General features: G+C 71.4%; 15 protein-coding genes. 4 read left to right on the top strand and 11 right to left on the bottom strand.

The genetic code is table 11. The features are described 5' to 3' along the window. Positions 1-59 precede the first annotated feature (59 nt). Genes ssb through FIU83_RS16195 form a run of 3 tightly spaced genes read left to right on the top strand, consistent with a single transcriptional unit; the run spans position 60 to position 2344 of the window. Positions 60-692, top strand: a complete 633-nt coding sequence (gene ssb, locus FIU83_RS16205) for a single-stranded DNA-binding protein (protein ID WP_152485000.1) — start codon at positions 60-62, stop codon at positions 690-692. Between the two features lie 24 nt (positions 693-716). Further along, positions 717-1592: a sugar nucleotide-binding protein gene (locus FIU83_RS16200; protein WP_152484999.1), complete on the top strand. Its 876-nt coding sequence runs from the start codon at positions 717-719 to the stop codon at positions 1590-1592. Continuing rightward, the gene (locus FIU83_RS16195) at positions 1589-2344 is read left to right on the top strand and encodes a 1-acyl-sn-glycerol-3-phosphate acyltransferase (protein ID WP_152484998.1); all 756 of its coding nucleotides are present in this window, start codon (positions 1589-1591) and stop codon (positions 2342-2344) included. Before FIU83_RS16200 ends, FIU83_RS16195 begins: the two co-directional genes overlap by 4 nt. Positions 2345-2463: 119 nt before the next feature. Here FIU83_RS16195 and fabB read toward each other — a convergent pair whose 3' ends face one another. Continuing rightward, the gene (fabB, locus tag FIU83_RS16190) at positions 2464-3681 is read right to left on the bottom strand and encodes a beta-ketoacyl-ACP synthase I (RefSeq protein ID WP_152484997.1); all 1218 of its coding nucleotides are present in this window, start codon (positions 3679-3681) and stop codon (positions 2464-2466) included. 13 nt (positions 3682-3694) lie between these two features. Then, entirely contained in the window at positions 3695-4210 is a 516-nt protein-coding gene (gene fabA / locus FIU83_RS16185; protein WP_152484996.1) for a 3-hydroxyacyl-[acyl-carrier-protein] dehydratase FabA, read from the bottom strand. Between the two features lie 264 nt (positions 4211-4474). Between fabA and FIU83_RS16180 the strand changes: the two genes are divergently transcribed. Continuing rightward, positions 4475-6343 carry a bifunctional diguanylate cyclase/phosphodiesterase gene (locus FIU83_RS16180; protein ID WP_152484995.1) on the top strand — a complete coding sequence of 623 codons (1869 nt, stop codon included), beginning with the start codon at positions 4475-4477 and terminating at the stop codon, positions 6341-6343. Here the strand turns inward: FIU83_RS16180 and FIU83_RS16175 are convergent. The 9 genes from FIU83_RS16175 to FIU83_RS16135 form a co-directional block, all read right to left on the bottom strand. Continuing rightward, positions 6293-6820: a DUF2878 domain-containing protein gene (locus tag FIU83_RS16175; protein ID WP_152484994.1), complete on the bottom strand. Its 528-nt coding sequence runs from the start codon at positions 6818-6820 to the stop codon at positions 6293-6295. The genes FIU83_RS16180 and FIU83_RS16175 overlap by 51 nt on opposite strands. Positions 6821-6826: 6 nt before the next feature. Further along, the gene (locus tag FIU83_RS16170) at positions 6827-8014 is read right to left on the bottom strand and encodes a cyclopropane-fatty-acyl-phospholipid synthase family protein (RefSeq protein ID WP_152485412.1); all 1188 of its coding nucleotides are present in this window, start codon (positions 8012-8014) and stop codon (positions 6827-6829) included. 77 nt (positions 8015-8091) lie between these two features. Next, a complete protein-coding gene (locus FIU83_RS16165; RefSeq protein WP_152484993.1) occupies positions 8092-8871 on the bottom strand; it encodes a DUF1365 domain-containing protein in 780 nt (259 codons plus the stop codon). Beyond that, positions 8868-10262 (bottom strand): NAD(P)/FAD-dependent oxidoreductase, encoded by a 1395-nt coding sequence (locus FIU83_RS16160; RefSeq protein WP_152484992.1) that lies wholly within the window; start codon positions 10260-10262, stop codon positions 8868-8870. The genes FIU83_RS16165 and FIU83_RS16160 overlap by 4 nt, the downstream gene beginning before the upstream one ends. Then, entirely contained in the window at positions 10259-11053 is a 795-nt protein-coding gene (locus FIU83_RS16155; RefSeq protein ID WP_152484991.1) for an SDR family oxidoreductase, read from the bottom strand. Before FIU83_RS16155 ends, FIU83_RS16160 begins: the two co-directional genes overlap by 4 nt. Before the next feature lie 24 nt (positions 11054-11077). Then, on the bottom strand, positions 11078-11512 hold the full coding sequence (locus FIU83_RS16150) for a nuclear transport factor 2 family protein (protein ID WP_152484990.1): 435 nt from the start codon (positions 11510-11512) through the stop codon (positions 11078-11080). 29 nt (positions 11513-11541) lie between these two features. Next, complete coding sequence (gene phrB / locus FIU83_RS16145) at positions 11542-12960, bottom strand: deoxyribodipyrimidine photo-lyase (RefSeq protein ID WP_152484989.1); 1419 nt, start codon at positions 12958-12960, stop codon at positions 11542-11544. A 13-nt stretch (positions 12961-12973) separates the two neighbouring features. Continuing rightward, positions 12974-13888 carry a MerR family transcriptional regulator gene (locus FIU83_RS16140; protein ID WP_152484988.1) on the bottom strand — a complete coding sequence of 305 codons (915 nt, stop codon included), beginning with the start codon at positions 13886-13888 and terminating at the stop codon, positions 12974-12976. Then, complete coding sequence (locus FIU83_RS16135; RefSeq protein ID WP_152484987.1) at positions 13885-14265, bottom strand: sirohydrochlorin chelatase; 381 nt, start codon at positions 14263-14265, stop codon at positions 13885-13887. The genes FIU83_RS16140 and FIU83_RS16135 overlap by 4 nt, the downstream gene beginning before the upstream one ends.

Below are 14265 nucleotides of genomic sequence, written 5' to 3'. Positions count from 1 at the left end.
GCGCCCTGGGTGCCGCTCGATCGCCGTATAACGCATTTCATGACAGCAAGGAGTTCCCCATGGCCCGTGGCGTCAACAAGGTCATCCTCATCGGCAACCTCGGCCAGGACCCTGAGGTGCGCTTCACGCCCTCCGGCACCGCCGTGGCCAACCTCAACCTGGCCACCACGGACACCTGGATGGATCGCCAGAGCGGCCAGCGCCAGGAGCGCACCGAGTGGCACCGGGTGGTGATGTTCAACAAGCTGGCCGAGATCGCCCAGCAGTACCTCAAGAAGGGCTCCAAGCTCTACGTCGAGGGGCGCCTGCAGACCCGCAAGTGGCAGGACCAGAACGGCCAGGACAAGTACAGCACCGAGATCGTCGCCAACGACATGCAGATGCTCGACGGCCGCGGCGACGGCGGCCAGGGCGGCGGCTTCGGCGGCCCGCAGGGCGGTGGCTATGGCGGCGGCCAGCAGGGCGGCGGGCGTCCCCCCCAGGGCGGCCAGTACGGCGGCCAGCCCCCGCAGCAGGGCGGCGGTTTCGGCGGCCAGCAGCCGCCCCAGCAGGGCGGCCAGTACGGTGGCGGCCAGCCCCAGCGTCCGGCCCCGCAGCCGGCCCCGCCCCAGCAGGGTGGCCAGCAGGGCGGCAACTATGGCGCCCCGGACCCGGGCAGCTTCGACGATTTCGACGACGAGATCCCGTTCTGATCGGGCGCTAGCCGAGGAGATGCCGTGAAGCTGCTGATTCTGGAGGCCAGCCACTGCCTGAGCCTGGCGATGGCCCGCGAGGCCAACCGGCGCAGCGACACCGAGCTCACCATCGAGCCGGCGTTGCAGACCACGCCGGAGCGGCTCGCGTCGCTGCGCCCGGATGCGCTGGTGATCCCGCCGCTCTCGCGGCCACTCAGCGCCGAGCCGGCGGCCGTCACGGCGCATGCCGAGGCGGTCGAGGCCTGCATGGCGCTGTGTCGCGAGGCGGAGATCCCCCTGGTGTGGTGCGTCTCCGACCAGCTCTACGAGGACGGCTTCGACGTGCCCATCGACGAGCACGTGATCCCCGAGCCCCGGGACGAGGGCCTGCGGCGCCTGGTGCGCACCGGCGACCGGATCCGCGCCGAGCTGCCGCGCCACCTGATCGTGCGCCTGGGGCCGCTGTTCGCCCTGGAGGGCAGCCACGCCTGGCTCGGCGAGCTGCTCGATACCTTCATCGAGGGCGGCGAGGTGCGCGCGGAGTCCGACGTGATCTTCTGCCCGACCTCGGCGGATGCGGTGGCGATGGCACTGATCGGCATGCTCCAGCAGCAGCACTGCGGCGCCGACGCCTGGGGCAGCTATCACCTGGCCGGCACCGAGCCGGTGAGCGCCTACACCTTCGTCTCGATGGTGCGCACCCAGCTCGACACGCGCCTCGAGGGGCGCGGCGAGCGGGTCGCCCTGGGCACCGCCAGGGCGCTCAAGCACCACCACGACCAGCCGCTGAGGCGGGTGCTGAACTGCCGGCGGGTGCTGGACGTGTTCGGCGTCCACCAGAAGCCCTGGCGGCTCGAGGTCGGTCGCATGCTGGACGCCTGGTGCCTGGTGCGGGCGGAGGAGTCGGCGGCGCCATGAACGTGATCCGCAGCCTGATCTTCTACGTCGGCTACTTCCTGGCCATGCTGGTCTGCGGGGTGCTCTTCCTGCCGCCGGCCCCCTTCCTGCCGCTGGCCTCCCGCTATCGGCTGCTCAACCTCTACAACCACTTCATCATCGCCTGGTTCCGCCTGGCCTGCGGCGTGCGCTACGAGTTTCGCGGCCATGAGCGCCTGCCGGCCGGCCCCTGCGTGATCTTGGCCAACCACCAGTCCGAGTGGGAGACGGTCTACCTGCAGCTGCTGCACCCGCCGGTCTGCACGGTGCTCAAGCGTGAGCTCCTCAACATCCCGATCTTCGGTTGGGCGCTGCGCCTGCTGCACCCCATCGCCCTGGACCGCTCGAAGCCCGCCCGGGCCATGAAGCAGGTGCTCACCCAGGGCAAGGCACGCCTCCAGGAGGGGCTCTCGGTGCTGATCTTCCCCGAGGGCACTCGGGTCTCGCCGGGGTCGCGCGTGCGCTACAACAAGAGCGGGGCGGTGATCGCCTGCCGCGCCGGGATGCCGGTGGTGCCGGTGGCGCACAATGCCGGGGAGCGCTGGCCGGGGCGCCACTGGGTGAAGAAGCCGGGGCGCCTCACCCTGGAGGTCGGCCCGCCGATCGAGACCCTCGGGCGCACCCCGGACGAGGTGATGGCCCAGGCCGAGGCCTGGATCGAGGCGCGCCTGGCCGAGATCTCCGAGGTGCCGCGGCCCGAGGCGGCGGCCGCGCCGGCGAGGCGTCCGGCCTGACCCGCTCCCGCGAGCCTCGACGTATCGCGACCAACGCAAGAAGGCGCCCCTCGGGGCGCCTTCTTGCGTTCCTGCCGGTGACTCGAGGACGGAGCCGTCGCCGGCCCCGTCTCTCACGTTCAGGCCTTGAACTTCTCCAGCACCAGGCAGGCGTTGGTGCCGCCGAAGCCGAAGCTGTTGGAGAGCACGCGCTCGATCGCCACGCCGTCGCGGCGCTCGGTGACGATGTCGAAGCCCGCCGCCTGCTCGTCGAGCTCTTCGATGTTGGCCGAGGCGCTGATGAAGTCGTTCTCCATCATCAACAGCGAGTAGATCGCCTCCTGCACGCCGGTGGCGCCCAGCGAGTGACCGGTCAGCGACTTGGTCGAGCTCATCGCCGGGGTACGGTCGCCGAACACCTCGCGGATCGCCTTCAGCTCCGCGACGTCGCCCACCGGGGTGGAGGTGCCGTGGGTGTTGACGTAGTCGATGTCGCCGTCGACCGTGGCCATCGCCTGGCGCATGCAGCGCGCCGCGCCCTCGCCGGACGGCGCGACCATGTCGTAGCCGTCGGAGGTGGCGCCGTAGCCGACGACCTCGGCGTAGATCTTGGCACCGCGGGCGCGGGCGTGCTCCAGGTCCTCGAGCACCAGCATGCCGCCGCCACCGGCGATGACGAAGCCGTCGCGGGCCTGGTCATAGGGGCGCGAGGCCTTCTCCGGCGTCTCGTTGTAGTGGGTCGAGAGCGCGCCCATGGCGTCGAACAGGCAGGACAGCGTCCAGTGCTCTTCCTCGCCGCCGCCGGCGAAGACCACGTCCTGCTTGCCCAGCTGGATCTGCTCGACGGCGCTGCCGATGCAGTGCGCCGAGGTGGCGCAGGCCGAGGAGATCGAATAGTTGACGCCCTTGATCTTGAACGGGGTCGCCAGGCAGGCGGAGACGGTGCTGCCCATGGTGCGGGTGACCCGGTAGGGGCCCACGCGGCGCAGGCCCTTCTCGCGCATGACGTCGGCGGCCTCGACCTGGTTGGCGCTGGAGGCGCCGCCGGAGCCGGCGATCAGGCCGGTGCGCTCGTGGGAGACCTGCTTCGGCGTGAGGCCGGCATCCTCGATGGCCTGGGCCATGGAGACGTAGGCGTAGGCGGCGGCATCGCCCATGAAGCGGCGCAGCTTGCGGTCGATCAGGGCATCCAGATCGATGTCGACGCTGCCGGCCACCTGGCTGCGGAAGCCGCGCTCGGCGTACTCTTCCTTGAAGCGAATGCCCGAGCGCCCGTTCTTGAGCGCCTCCAGAACCTGCCGTGCATCGTTGCCCAGGCAGGACACGATGCCCAGGCCGGTGACTACCACTCGTCGCATGGGAGCCTCCTGTTCAGAAATTCGCGGTGGAGGTGAACAGGCCGACGCGAAGGTCGTTGGCCTGATAGATGTCGCGGCCGTCGACGGACACGGTGCCGTCGGCGATCCCCAGGATCAGGCGCCGGGTGATGATGCGCTTGATGTTGATGCGGTAGGTGACCTTCTCGGCGTCGGGCAGGATCTGGCCGGAGAACTTGACCTCGCCGCAGCCCAGGGCGCGGCCGCGGCCGGGGTGGCCCAGCCAGCCCAGGTAGAAGCCGACCAGCTGCCACATGGCGTCCAGGCCCAGGCAGCCGGGCATCACCGGATCACCGGGGAAGTGGCAGTCGAAGAACCACAGGTCGGGCCGGATATCCAGCTCGGCGATCAACTCGCCCTTGCCGTGATCCCCGCCTTCCTCGTGGATGTGCTTGATGCGATCGAGCATCAGCATGTTGGGGGCCGGCAATTGAGCATTGCCCGGACCGAACAGCTCGCCGCGCGAGCAGGCCAGCAGTTCTTCGCGATCAAAGGAGTGTTGCTTGGTCACTGAATCGTTCCGAGTGTCGGGATTATTGTCTGCCGAAAGCGGCCTGAGGCCGCCGGGCGGCTGTGCCTAGTCTACTGGCCACACTCGACGAATGCACGCCGACCGGGCCGCCCCGGCGCCGGGCTCGCCCGCGCCGATTGCCTCCGGCCCCGGGGCCGGGCCGACGGAACGGGGTCAAGCTTCCGCCTACCCGGCCGATATCCCTTCTCCAGAGCCCCGGCGACTGCCGGGGCGTTTGCCCACTCCTCAAGCGAGCGTCAGCCCATGTGGCCAACCTTCTCCCTTAATCGACCGATGATCTGGATGGCCGTGTCGGCCTTCTCGGCCAGCATCTGGCTGCCCGGCATCCCGCTGCGCCTGGCCGCGGCCGTGCTGGTAGCCCTCGGGCTGCTCGATGCCTGGCGCCAGGTGCGCCTGGCGCATCAGCGCTCGCGCCTGGGAGAGGAGGCCCTCGCGCTCTCGGACGAGGGCGTCGTCATTACCGATGCCGCCAATCGCATCCTGGCGGTCAATCCGGCCTTCACCCGCATCACCGGCTACACCCTCGAGGAGGTGCGCGGCCGAATGGCGAGCTCGCTCTCCGCGCCGCGCCACGACAAGGCGTTCTACGAGCACTACTGGCAGGTCCTGCGCAGTACCGGGCGCTGGGAGGGCGAGATCTGGAGCCGACGCAAGCAGGGCGACGAGTATCCCGAGTGGCTGCGGGCTCGGGGCGTGGCGGACGAGGCGGGCCGCATCACCCACCACGTCTGCCTGTTCACCGACATCTCGGTGCACAAGGCCCGGGAGCGGGACCTGCAGCGAATCGGCTTCGAGGACCCGCTGACCGGCCTGCCCAATCGACGGCGGCTGGGCGACCTGCTGGCTTCCCGGCTGCGTCACCTGCGGTCGGGCGAGAGCCTCGACATGGCGCTGATCGACATCGACGGCTTCAAGGAGATCAACGACGGCATCGGGGTGGAGCTCGGCGACCGTCTGCTCGCGCGCTTCGGGGAGCGGCTGGCCCGGCACGCGGCGGGTGGCGTGGTCGGACGCCTCGGCGGCGACGAGTTCATGGTGATGCGCACCACCACCCACGACGATCACGACCGCTGGATCAAGGGGCTGCAGGAGCACCTCGGGCAGCCCTTCGAGATCGATACCCACAGCCTGCGGCTGGGGCTGACCATCGGCAGCTGCCGCTGTCCCGAGGACGGCCGCGAGTCCGGGGAGCTCTTCCAGCGCCTGGAGTCGGCGCTGTTCAGCGCCAAGCGCAACGGCTGCAACCACAGCCAGCGCTTCCGGCCCGCCCTCGACGTTCAGGGCAGTCCGCAGCTGGGCCTGCTCAACGACCTGCGCCAGGCGCTGGCCGTGGGCGGCCAGCTGGAGCTGCACTATCAGCCGCAGTATCGGCTGGGAGACGATCGCCTGGTCGGGCTAGAGGCCCTGCTGCGCTGGCGTCACCCGCGGGACGGCATGGTCTCGCCCGGCGACTTCATCCCGCTGGCCGAGCGCCACGGCCTGATGTCGACCCTCGGCGACTGGGTGATCGACCAGGCGCTCGCCCAGCTGGCTCACTGGCAGCGCAAGGGCCTGCCGGAGGCGACGGTGTGGATCAACATCTCGGCGATGCAGCTCTTCCAGGGGGATCTCGAGACCGTGCTCGCCTCCGGGCTCGCCCGCCATCGGGTGCCGGCGCGCTTGCTGGGGCTGGAGCTGACCGAGTCGGTACTGCTCGACGAGCGAGCCGGGGACGTAGCGCCGCGCCTGGAGCGGCTGCGTGACCGGGGCCACCGGGTGGCCATCGACGACTTCGGCACCGGCTACTCGTCGCTGGGCTACCTCAAGCACCTGCCGCTGGACAAGCTCAAGCTCGACCGCGCCTTCATCCGCGCGCTGCCCGACGACCGCGCCGATGCCGCCATCGTCTGCGCCGTGCTGGCCATGGCCGAGGGACTCGGCCTCGAGGTCGTGGCCGAAGGGGTGGAGACCGAGGCGCAGCGCGACTTCCTGCTCGCCCACGGCTGCGCCGAGGTGCAGGGCTTCCTCTATGCCCGGCCGCAGCCGGCGGAAAAGTTGGAGGCCGAGTGGCGGGGCCGAGCCTCAGCGGGGCCGCCCCTCGAGGGCCGGCGCGTGGCCGAGGCGACGGCTTAGGATCAGGCAGATCAGCGCCCAGGCCATGGCCTCGACGGGGAGCAGCCAGGGGGCGAGCTCGACGCCGGCCAGCCGGGCGCCGGCGAAGTAGGAGAGCGGGCCGCTGGTGGCACCGCCGAGCACGGCGAGCCAGGGGAGCGACCAGAGCCAGGCCAGCGAGTGGTGGATCAGGGTCGCGAACAGCGGCCAGAGCAGCCACAGCCAGGGCGGCAGGCCGGCGATGGCCAGCGTGCCGTCGGGGAAGGCGAAACCGCCCGCGAGCGCCAGGCCGCCGTCGACCGCGAGCCCCAGCCCGGCGAAGGCGGCGAGCCACCGCCACTCCCCGGGCCGCCCCAGCCAGGCGAGGTGCAGCGCAATGATCAGCGCCACCGCGAGCCCTCCGATCAGCGAGCCGCCCAGCACGCAGGCGAACCATCCCGCCTGGAAGGCGACCAGGTTGACCAGCAGCTTGACGGGCGCGGCGGACAGGGTGGCCATCGCGGGTCAAACCTTCCCGGTGAGCGGCGCCGGCCGGGCGCCGGGCTTGGCCAGCAGCAGCTGGCAGGTGCCGATGGTGCGTTCCATGAAGCCCCCCTCGCAGTAGCAGAGGTAGTAGCGCCACATGCGGATGAAGCGCTCGTCATAGCCGAGCTTGCGCACCGTCTCCAGGCTCGCCTCGAAGCGGTGGCGCCACTCGCGCAGGGTGCGGGCGTAGTGCAGGCCGATCTCGTCGAGATCGGTCAGGTTGAGCGAGGTGTGGCGGGTCACGCCGTCGAGGATGGCGCGGTGCGACGGCAGAAAGCCCCCGGGGAAGATGTAGCGCTTGATGAAGTCCATCTCGCGCTTGGCCTCCTCGTAGCGCTGGTCGCGGATGGTGATCGCCTGCAGCATCGCCTGGCCGTCCTCGGTGAGCAGTCGGTCGAGCGTCTTGAGGTAGGTGCCGAGATACTGGTGGCCCACCGCCTCGATCATCTCCACCGAGATCAGCCGGTCGTAGCGCCCCTCGAGCTGGCGGTAGTCCTGCTGCAGCAGGGTGATGCGATCGCCGAGTCCCTCCTCCTCGATGCGCCGGGCGGTGAAGGCGTGCTGCTCCGCGGAGATGGTGGTGGTGGTGACCCGACAGCCGCGGGTCTTCGCCGCGTGGATGGCGAGCCCGCCCCAGCCGGTGCCGATCTCCAGCAGGTGGTGATGCGCCTGGACGTCGAGCTTGTCGAGCATCAGGTCGAGCTTGTGGGTCGAGGCCTCCTCGAGGCTCGCCTCGGCGTGGGGGAAGACCGCGCTGGAGTACATGCGGTGCTCGCGGTCGAGGAAGGTGGAAAAGAGCGCGTTGCCGATATCGTAGTGGGCGGCGATGTTGCGCCTCGAGCCGCTCAGGCTGTTGCGCTGCAGGCGGTAGAGGCCGCCGAGCAGCCAGCGGCCGAGCCGCGCGGTGCCGTTCTCCATCTCGCCGTTGACCCGCTCGAGGTTGGCGGCGAACAGCCGCACCAGCGCCACCGGGTCGTCGGCGTCCCAGTCGCCGTCCATGTAGGCCTCGGCGGCGCCCACGGTGCCACCCAGGGCGAGGCGCTTCCAGGCCCGGTGGTGGCGCACCACCAGCGTCACGCGCAGTTCGCCGCCCTGGCCCAGGCGATGGCGCTGGTGGCCGTCGGTCAGGATGATGGTGCCGCCTTCCAGGCGGTCGAGCTGGGCCATCACTCGCGGCTTGAGCCAGCGCGTCAGGCGATCGCCCTCGGCGGCCGGGGGACGGGCGGTGGCGGAGCGAAGCGTGTTCACGACGAGCTCTCCTCACGGGGCGGGTGATCTTGTCCGGGGTGGTCATGGATCGGCAGGCGCTTGAGCCAAAGCCGCAGCGCCTCGACGTGGATGCCGGCGAGCGTCTTCAGGCTCATCCAGGGCTGGCGCGCCAGGGTGGCGAGCAGCATGCCGCGGGTCGCCGGACGACCCTCGAGGGTCAGGGTGGCGTCGAAATGGCGCTGGCCCGCCTTCCAGTTCTCCATGTGCATCGAGAGCGACTCGCCGGGGGTGTCGAAGCGCCAGCGGTAGGTCATGTCCATGGGGTTGAAGGGCGAGACGTGCATCGCCTTGTCGAACTCGGCGGTATGGCCGTGGCGCCGGGGCTCCACGGCGCAGGCGTAGTGGGTGCGCTCGCCCCAGGGGGTGTTGCTCACCTCGCCGAGCAGGGCGCGCAGCTCGCCCCTGGCATCGTAGGCGTAGTAGAGCGAGATCGGGTTGAAGCCGAGCCCCAGGGTGCGCAGCTGGGTCAGCACGCAGATGCGCCCGTCCGGGGCGCTGCCGAGCTGGCGCTCGAGCTCCTCGCGCACCGCCTGCTTCAGCGGACGGTCGTGGGGGCCGAGGTAGTCCCGGCGGCGAAAACGCGCCAGGGCCGGTCGCCGGGCGCTGAAGCCGGGCACGCCGTCGAAGAGCTCCGGCAGCTCGTCGAGGTCCAGCCAGGCCATCCACAGGCCGTAGGTGAAGGCGTGGGGGCGCGGCAGGAAGCGCCGGTGGCGCAGGCTGCCCCGGTAGATCCGCGAGCGCGGGAGTCGCTTCATGCCGGGCTCTCCTCGGCGGCCGGCGCCCGGGCGGCGGGGCGTCCGGCACCCGGGCCCCGCTCGTCGCCGCCCAGCGCCCGGGCGACCCGCAGGGCGCTCCAGACGCCGTCCTCGTGGAAGCCGTTGCGCCAGTAGGCGCCGCAGTAGTGGGTGCGCCGCGAGGGCCCCGAGATCTCGTCGTGGCGGGCCTGGGCCGCCTGGCCGGCGAGGGTGAACTGCGGGTGGGCGTAGGTGAAGCGACCGAGCACCTTGTCGGGATCGATGGCGGCGCCGTCGTTCAGGGTCACGCAGAAGGTGTGCGGGGCCTTCAGGCGCTGCAGGATGTTCATGTCGTAGGTGACCGAGACCCGGGCGTCGTCGCCGCGGCCGTCGAGCCGGTAGTTCCAGCTCGCCCAGGCGCGGGGCCGACGCGGCAGCAGGCGGGTGTCGGTGTGCAGCACCACCTCGTTGTCCTGGTAGGGCAGGGCGCCGAGGATCTCGCGCTCGGCGTCGCTCGGGTCGTCGAGCATGGCCAGGGCCTGGTCGGCGTGGCAGGCCAGCACCACCTGGTCGAAGGCCTCCGTGCCGGCGGCGCTTCTCACCTCGACCCGGTCGGCGTGGCGGCGCAGTCCCAGCACCGGGGTCGAGAGCCGGATGCGCTCGGCGTAGGGCGCGGTCAGGGCCGGGATGTAGGCGCGCGAGCCGCCCACCAGGGTGTACCACTGGGGCCGGTCGTTGACCGACAGCAGGCCGTGGTGGCGGAAGAAGCGCACGAAGAACAGCAGCGGGAAGTCGCGCAGGTCGCGGATGCTCGCCGACCAGATGGCCGCGCCCATGGGCAGCAGGTAGTGGCGCTGGAAGTCGGCGTCGTAGCCGCCGGCATCGAGCCAGGCGCCCAGGGTCATGGCCGGATCGAGCCGGTTCTCCTCCAGGGCCCGGGTCGCCTCGCGATTGAAGCGCAGGATCTCGCGCAGCAGCCGGTGGAAGCGCGGGCGCAGCAGGTTGCGCCGCTGGGCGAAGAGGCTCGCCAGGGTGTGGCCGTTGTACTCGAAGTCGCGGGCCGTCTCGTGCACCGAGAAGCTCATCTCGGTGGGCTGGGCGGCGATCCCGAGACGCCCCAGCAGGCGCTGGAAGTGCGGGTAGGTCCAGTCGTTGAAGACTATGAAGCCGGTGTCGATGGCGTAGTCGCGGCCGTCGAGGGTGACGTCGATGGTCGCGGTGTGGCCGCCGAGGCGCGCCTCGGCCTCGAAGAGCGTCACCTCATGGCGGCCCGAGAGGCACCAGGCGGCGGCCATGCCGCCGATGCCGCTGCCGATCACGGCGATGCGCTGGGCGGCACCCTGCTGGGCGGCACTCCGTCGGGTGGCACTCCGTTGGTCGGCATCGTGCGGGGGGCGGGTCGGGGCGTTCATCGGCGGGCCTCCCCGGGGGCGTCCTGTCGGGCCATGTGCAGGCCCAGGCGGTGGCGAAGGCCGGGGGGCAGGATGCCCATCAGCCGCACCAGCAGCGTGAAGCGGCGCGGGAAGTGGATGTCCAGCCGGCGGTGCGCGAGCCCCGTGAGGATCGCCTCGGCGGCCGCGTCGGGGGTGATGCGCATGGGCATGGCGAAGTCGTTGCGGTCGGTGAGCGGGGTCTTCACGAAGCCGGGATGGATCAGGCTGACCCCAATGCCCTCGCCGGCCAGGTCCAGGCGCAGCGACTCCAGGAAGTGGCTGAGCGCCGCCTTGGAGGCGCCGTAGGCCTCGGCCCGGGGCAGCGGCAGGTAGGCCGCGGCGCTGGAGGTGGCGGCCAGCAGCGGGTGGCCGCCCGCCGCGCGGGCCCGGCGCAGCAGCGGAAGGGCCGCCTCCACGCAGTAGACGGCGCCGTGGAAGTTGGGGGCGAAGACCCGCTCGATCAGGTCGACGTCGAAGTCGCGGGCATCCAGGTACTCGCAGGTGCCGGCGTTGAGGATCGCCAGGTCCAGGCCGCCGAAGGCCTCGTCCAGGCGTTCGCCGACCCGCGCCACGGCGTCGCGGTCGGCCACGTCCAGGGGCAGCGCCAGGGCGTTGTCGTGGCCCTCGCAGAGCTCGGCCAGGCTCGATGCACTGCGTGCGCTGAGCGCGACCCGGTGTCCCTGCTCGAGTAGCCGCTCGGCCAGGGCGCGGCCGATGCCCGAGGTGGCCCCGGTCAGCCAGATGCGCTGCGTGTCGCTCGCGTTCGTCATGCGCTCTCCCCGTCGTGCGGGCCGTCAGTGGCCCAGTTGGCGCTTCACCCGGCGTATCACGCCGCCCAGCAGGGGCAGGCGCTCGTAGAGCAGGGCGCCCGCGTCGAAGTAGTCGCGGTGGCGGTCGACCCGGCCGTCCGGGGCGAAGCGCAGCTGCGAACAGCCCTCGACCTCGATGCCTCGCCCCCCGTCGAGCCTCGGATGCACCAGGTGCATCGTCCAGGTGACGAAGGCCCTGTCTCCCTGCCGACAGCGCTCGTGGAAGGTGAAGCGGCACGATGTCACGTTGTCGTACAGGTTCTGGAAGTACCCTTCGAGTGCCTCTATGCCCTCGATGTGGTGCAGCGGGTCGGTGAAGCTCACCTCCGCAGTGTATACCTCGCCGAGTCGATCTGTACAGGTCTTGTCCAGTTTGTTGAAGAAGGCGCAGAAGGCCTCCAGATCCGGTGTCCGCTGCATGCGAGGCCTCTCCTCGTGGATCGGTGGCGTCAGTCCGTCTTGAGGGCCTTGAAGGCCTCCAGGGCCCGGGCCCGGGCGGCCCGGTGCTCGACGATGGGCTCCGGGTAGTCGACCCCGCCGAGCAGGTCGCGCTCCGGCGCGTGGCGGGCCTTCTTCGGCAGCTCGGCCAGTGCCGGCAGCCACTCCGCCAGGAAGGTGCCATCGGGGTCGAAGCGCGTGGACTGGGTCGTGGGGTTGAAGATCCGGAAGTAGGGCGCGGCGTCGGTGCCGGTGGAGGCCGCCCACTGCCAGCCGCCGTTGTTGGCGCAGAACTCGCCGTCCACCAGGTGGCGAAGGAAGAAGGCCTCGCCGCGACGCCAGTCGATCAGCAGGTGCTTCGCGAGGAACATGGCGGTGACCATGCGCAGCCGGTTGTGCATCCAGCCGGTGGCCACCAGCTGGCGCATGGCGGCATCGACGATGGGGTAGCCGGTGCGTCCCTCGCACCAGGCGGTAAAGCCCGCCTCGTCGTCGCGCCAGGCGAGCGCCTCGGTATGTTCCTGGAAGGCGCGGTGGCGACAGACCCGCGGGAAGCCGACGGCCACGTGGCGATAGAACTCCCGCCAGACCAGCTCGCTGACCCAGGCCGTGAGCCCGGCATCGCCCTCGGCCAGGGCGCCGTCGTTCTCGGCCAGCACCGCCTGCAGGCACTGGCGATGGGAGATCATGCCCAGCGCCAGGTAGGGCGACAGCTCGCTGGTGCCGCGGATCGCCGGGAAGTCGCGCTGGCGCTGGTAGTGGCGGCCGCGAAAGCGCAGGAAGCGCTCCAGGCGATCGGCGGCGGGTCCCTCGCCGGCGGGCCAGAGCCGCCCGTCGATGGGGGCGTCGTCGAGCTCGGGAAGCTTGGGCAGCGGGTCGGAGTCGATGCCGAGCGGTGCCTGGGGAGCGGGGGTGTCGCGCAGGGCGATGCGTTCCGGTGTCAGCTGGCGGTGCCAGGCCTTGGCGAAGGGAGTGAAGACGCCGTAGTAGTCCCCCTTGCCGGTGAGCAGCTCGCCGGGGGCGAAGGCCACGGCGTCGTGGTGGCCGGTGGCCGCGAGGCCCGCCTCCTCGAAGGCTTCGAGGACCGCGCGATCGCGGCGCTGCTCGTCCAGCGGGTACTCGTGGTTGAAGTGCAGGGCGTGGGCGCCGGTCTCGCGGGCGAGCGCCAGCAGGGTGCCCGGGGCCTCGCTGAAGTCGTTGATATCGCGGTGCAGCAGTGGAATGCCGAGGCCCGCCAGGTCGTCGCCCAGTGCGGCCACCCCGCGGCCCCAGAAGTCGAGCTTGTTGGCGCCGTGGCCGTGGCGCTGCCAGTGGGGCAGGCAGCGCAGGAAGACGGCGATCACGGGGCCCTGGCGGGCCGCCGCGGCCAGGGCGGTGTTGTCCTGAAGGCGCAGGTCGCTGCGAAACCAGACGATCGCGGGAGTGGTCATGGACGGCTCCGGGTCAGCGGGCGGGGAGTCGGGCCTGGAGGCCCTGCATGGCCTCGTCGAGGTCGTCGCCGAGCAGCGCCACCTCGGTCTCTTCCAGGTCGGCCTCGCGGATGCGGGCCATAGGGCCGCAGGCCATCAGCGGCACCTCGAGCTGCTCGGCCAGGCGCGGCAGCTGGCGGCGCACCAGTTCGGCCTTCTCGGCCTTGCCGCTGGCCAGCAGCAGGCCGGCGGCCTGGAAGCGCTCCACCGCCAGCGGTACCTCGGCGAAGGGCAGCGGGGCGTCGAAGAGCAGGATCCGGTAGCCGCGGTCGCTGGCGGCCAGGGCCGCGAGCAGCACCCAGAGCGGCGAGGGGTCGTCCGGCAGCGGGGCGACGAGCAGTGTCGGGCCGTGACCCAGGCGGTTGGCGTGCAGCAGCCGGGTGCCGACGCGGGTGCGCAGGAAGGCTTCCAGGGTGCGGCGTTGCAGGGTGTCGCCCAGCTGGTCGCCCCAGCCCTCCTCGAGCTGGCGCACCACCGGCTGCCACAGCTCGGCCAGGCAGGTCGGCACCGGGTAGAGGGCCAGCGACTGGTTGAAGAGCGCCTCGAGGCGGTCGAGGTCCAGCGCCTGGAGGGCATGGATCAGCTGGCGGCGCTGCCCGGGCCAGTCGCCGGCCGCCGGCGCCGGGGTCTCGGCCGTCTCCGGCTGGTCGAGCAGCTCGCGCACCTGGCTGACCGGCACCCCGCGGTTGAGCCACTGCAGGATGCGCTCGACGCGCTCGATATCCTCCCGGGCATAGAGGCGATGCCCCTTGGGGGTGCGCTGGGGCTGGATCAGCCCGTAGCGACGCTCCCAGGCGCGCAGGGTCACCGAGTTCACGCCGGTCAGCCGGGAGACTTCGCGGATCGGGTAGAGCGGGGTGTCGGCCGGGCGCCGTGCCTCGTCGTTCATGAGCGTGCCGACTCCCCTGCCTGCTCGGCGACCACCGCCGCCAGCGCCTCGACGAAGGCCGGGTGCTCGCCGACCGGCGACAGCAGGGTCAGCTCGAGGCCCGGGTGGGCGGCGGTCAGGGCGTCGATCTGGCCGGGCACGTCGCGGCGCAGGTGGCGACCGGCGGCGAAGAACAGCGGCAGGACCTCGGCGCGCTCGATGCCGGCCGCGGCGAGCTCCGCCACCGTGGACTCCAGCGAGGGTTCGCTGAGCTCCATGTAGGCCAGGCGCAGCGGGGTCGACAGCCGCTCGGTCAGCGCCTGGGCGAAGTGTTCGAAGGGGGCTCGCCAGTTCGGGTCGCTGGAGCCGTGGGCGAGCAGGATCAGGGCATAGGACAT

The organism is Halomonas sp. THAF5a (assembly GCF_009363755.1).
Taxonomy (GTDB): Bacteria; Pseudomonadota; Gammaproteobacteria; order Pseudomonadales; family Halomonadaceae; genus Halomonas.
This window is presented reverse-complemented; position numbering and strand designations above follow the sequence as displayed.

Excerpts from the sequence above, each read along its gene's own strand:
- ssb (WP_152485000.1), top strand. The coding sequence starts at position 60 with ATGGCCCGTGGCGTCAACAAGGTCATCCTCATCGGCAACCTCGGCCAG.
- FIU83_RS16195 (WP_152484998.1), top strand. The coding sequence starts at position 1,589 with ATGAACGTGATCCGCAGCCTGATCTTCTACGTCGGCTACTTCCTGGCC.
- fabB (WP_152484997.1), bottom strand. The coding sequence starts at position 3,681 with ATGCGACGAGTGGTAGTCACCGGCCTGGGCATCGTGTCCTGCCTGGGC.
- FIU83_RS16180 (WP_152484995.1), top strand. The coding sequence starts at position 4,475 with ATGTGGCCAACCTTCTCCCTTAATCGACCGATGATCTGGATGGCCGTG.
- FIU83_RS16175 (WP_152484994.1), bottom strand. The coding sequence starts at position 6,820 with ATGGCCACCCTGTCCGCCGCGCCCGTCAAGCTGCTGGTCAACCTGGTC.
- FIU83_RS16170 (WP_152485412.1), bottom strand. The coding sequence starts at position 8,014 with ATGGCCCAGCTCGACCGCCTGGAAGGCGGCACCATCATCCTGACCGAC.
- FIU83_RS16165 (WP_152484993.1), bottom strand. The coding sequence starts at position 8,871 with ATGAAGCGACTCCCGCGCTCGCGGATCTACCGGGGCAGCCTGCGCCAC.
- FIU83_RS16160 (WP_152484992.1), bottom strand. The coding sequence starts at position 10,262 with ATGAACGCCCCGACCCGCCCCCCGCACGATGCCGACCAACGGAGTGCC.
- FIU83_RS16155 (WP_152484991.1), bottom strand. The coding sequence starts at position 11,053 with ATGACGAACGCGAGCGACACGCAGCGCATCTGGCTGACCGGGGCCACC.
- FIU83_RS16150 (WP_152484990.1), bottom strand. The coding sequence starts at position 11,512 with ATGCAGCGGACACCGGATCTGGAGGCCTTCTGCGCCTTCTTCAACAAA.
- phrB (WP_152484989.1), bottom strand. The coding sequence starts at position 12,960 with ATGACCACTCCCGCGATCGTCTGGTTTCGCAGCGACCTGCGCCTTCAG.
- FIU83_RS16140 (WP_152484988.1), bottom strand. The coding sequence starts at position 13,888 with ATGAACGACGAGGCACGGCGCCCGGCCGACACCCCGCTCTACCCGATC.
- FIU83_RS16135 (WP_152484987.1), bottom strand. The coding sequence starts at position 14,265 with ATGTCCTATGCCCTGATCCTGCTCGCCCACGGCTCCAGCGACCCGAAC.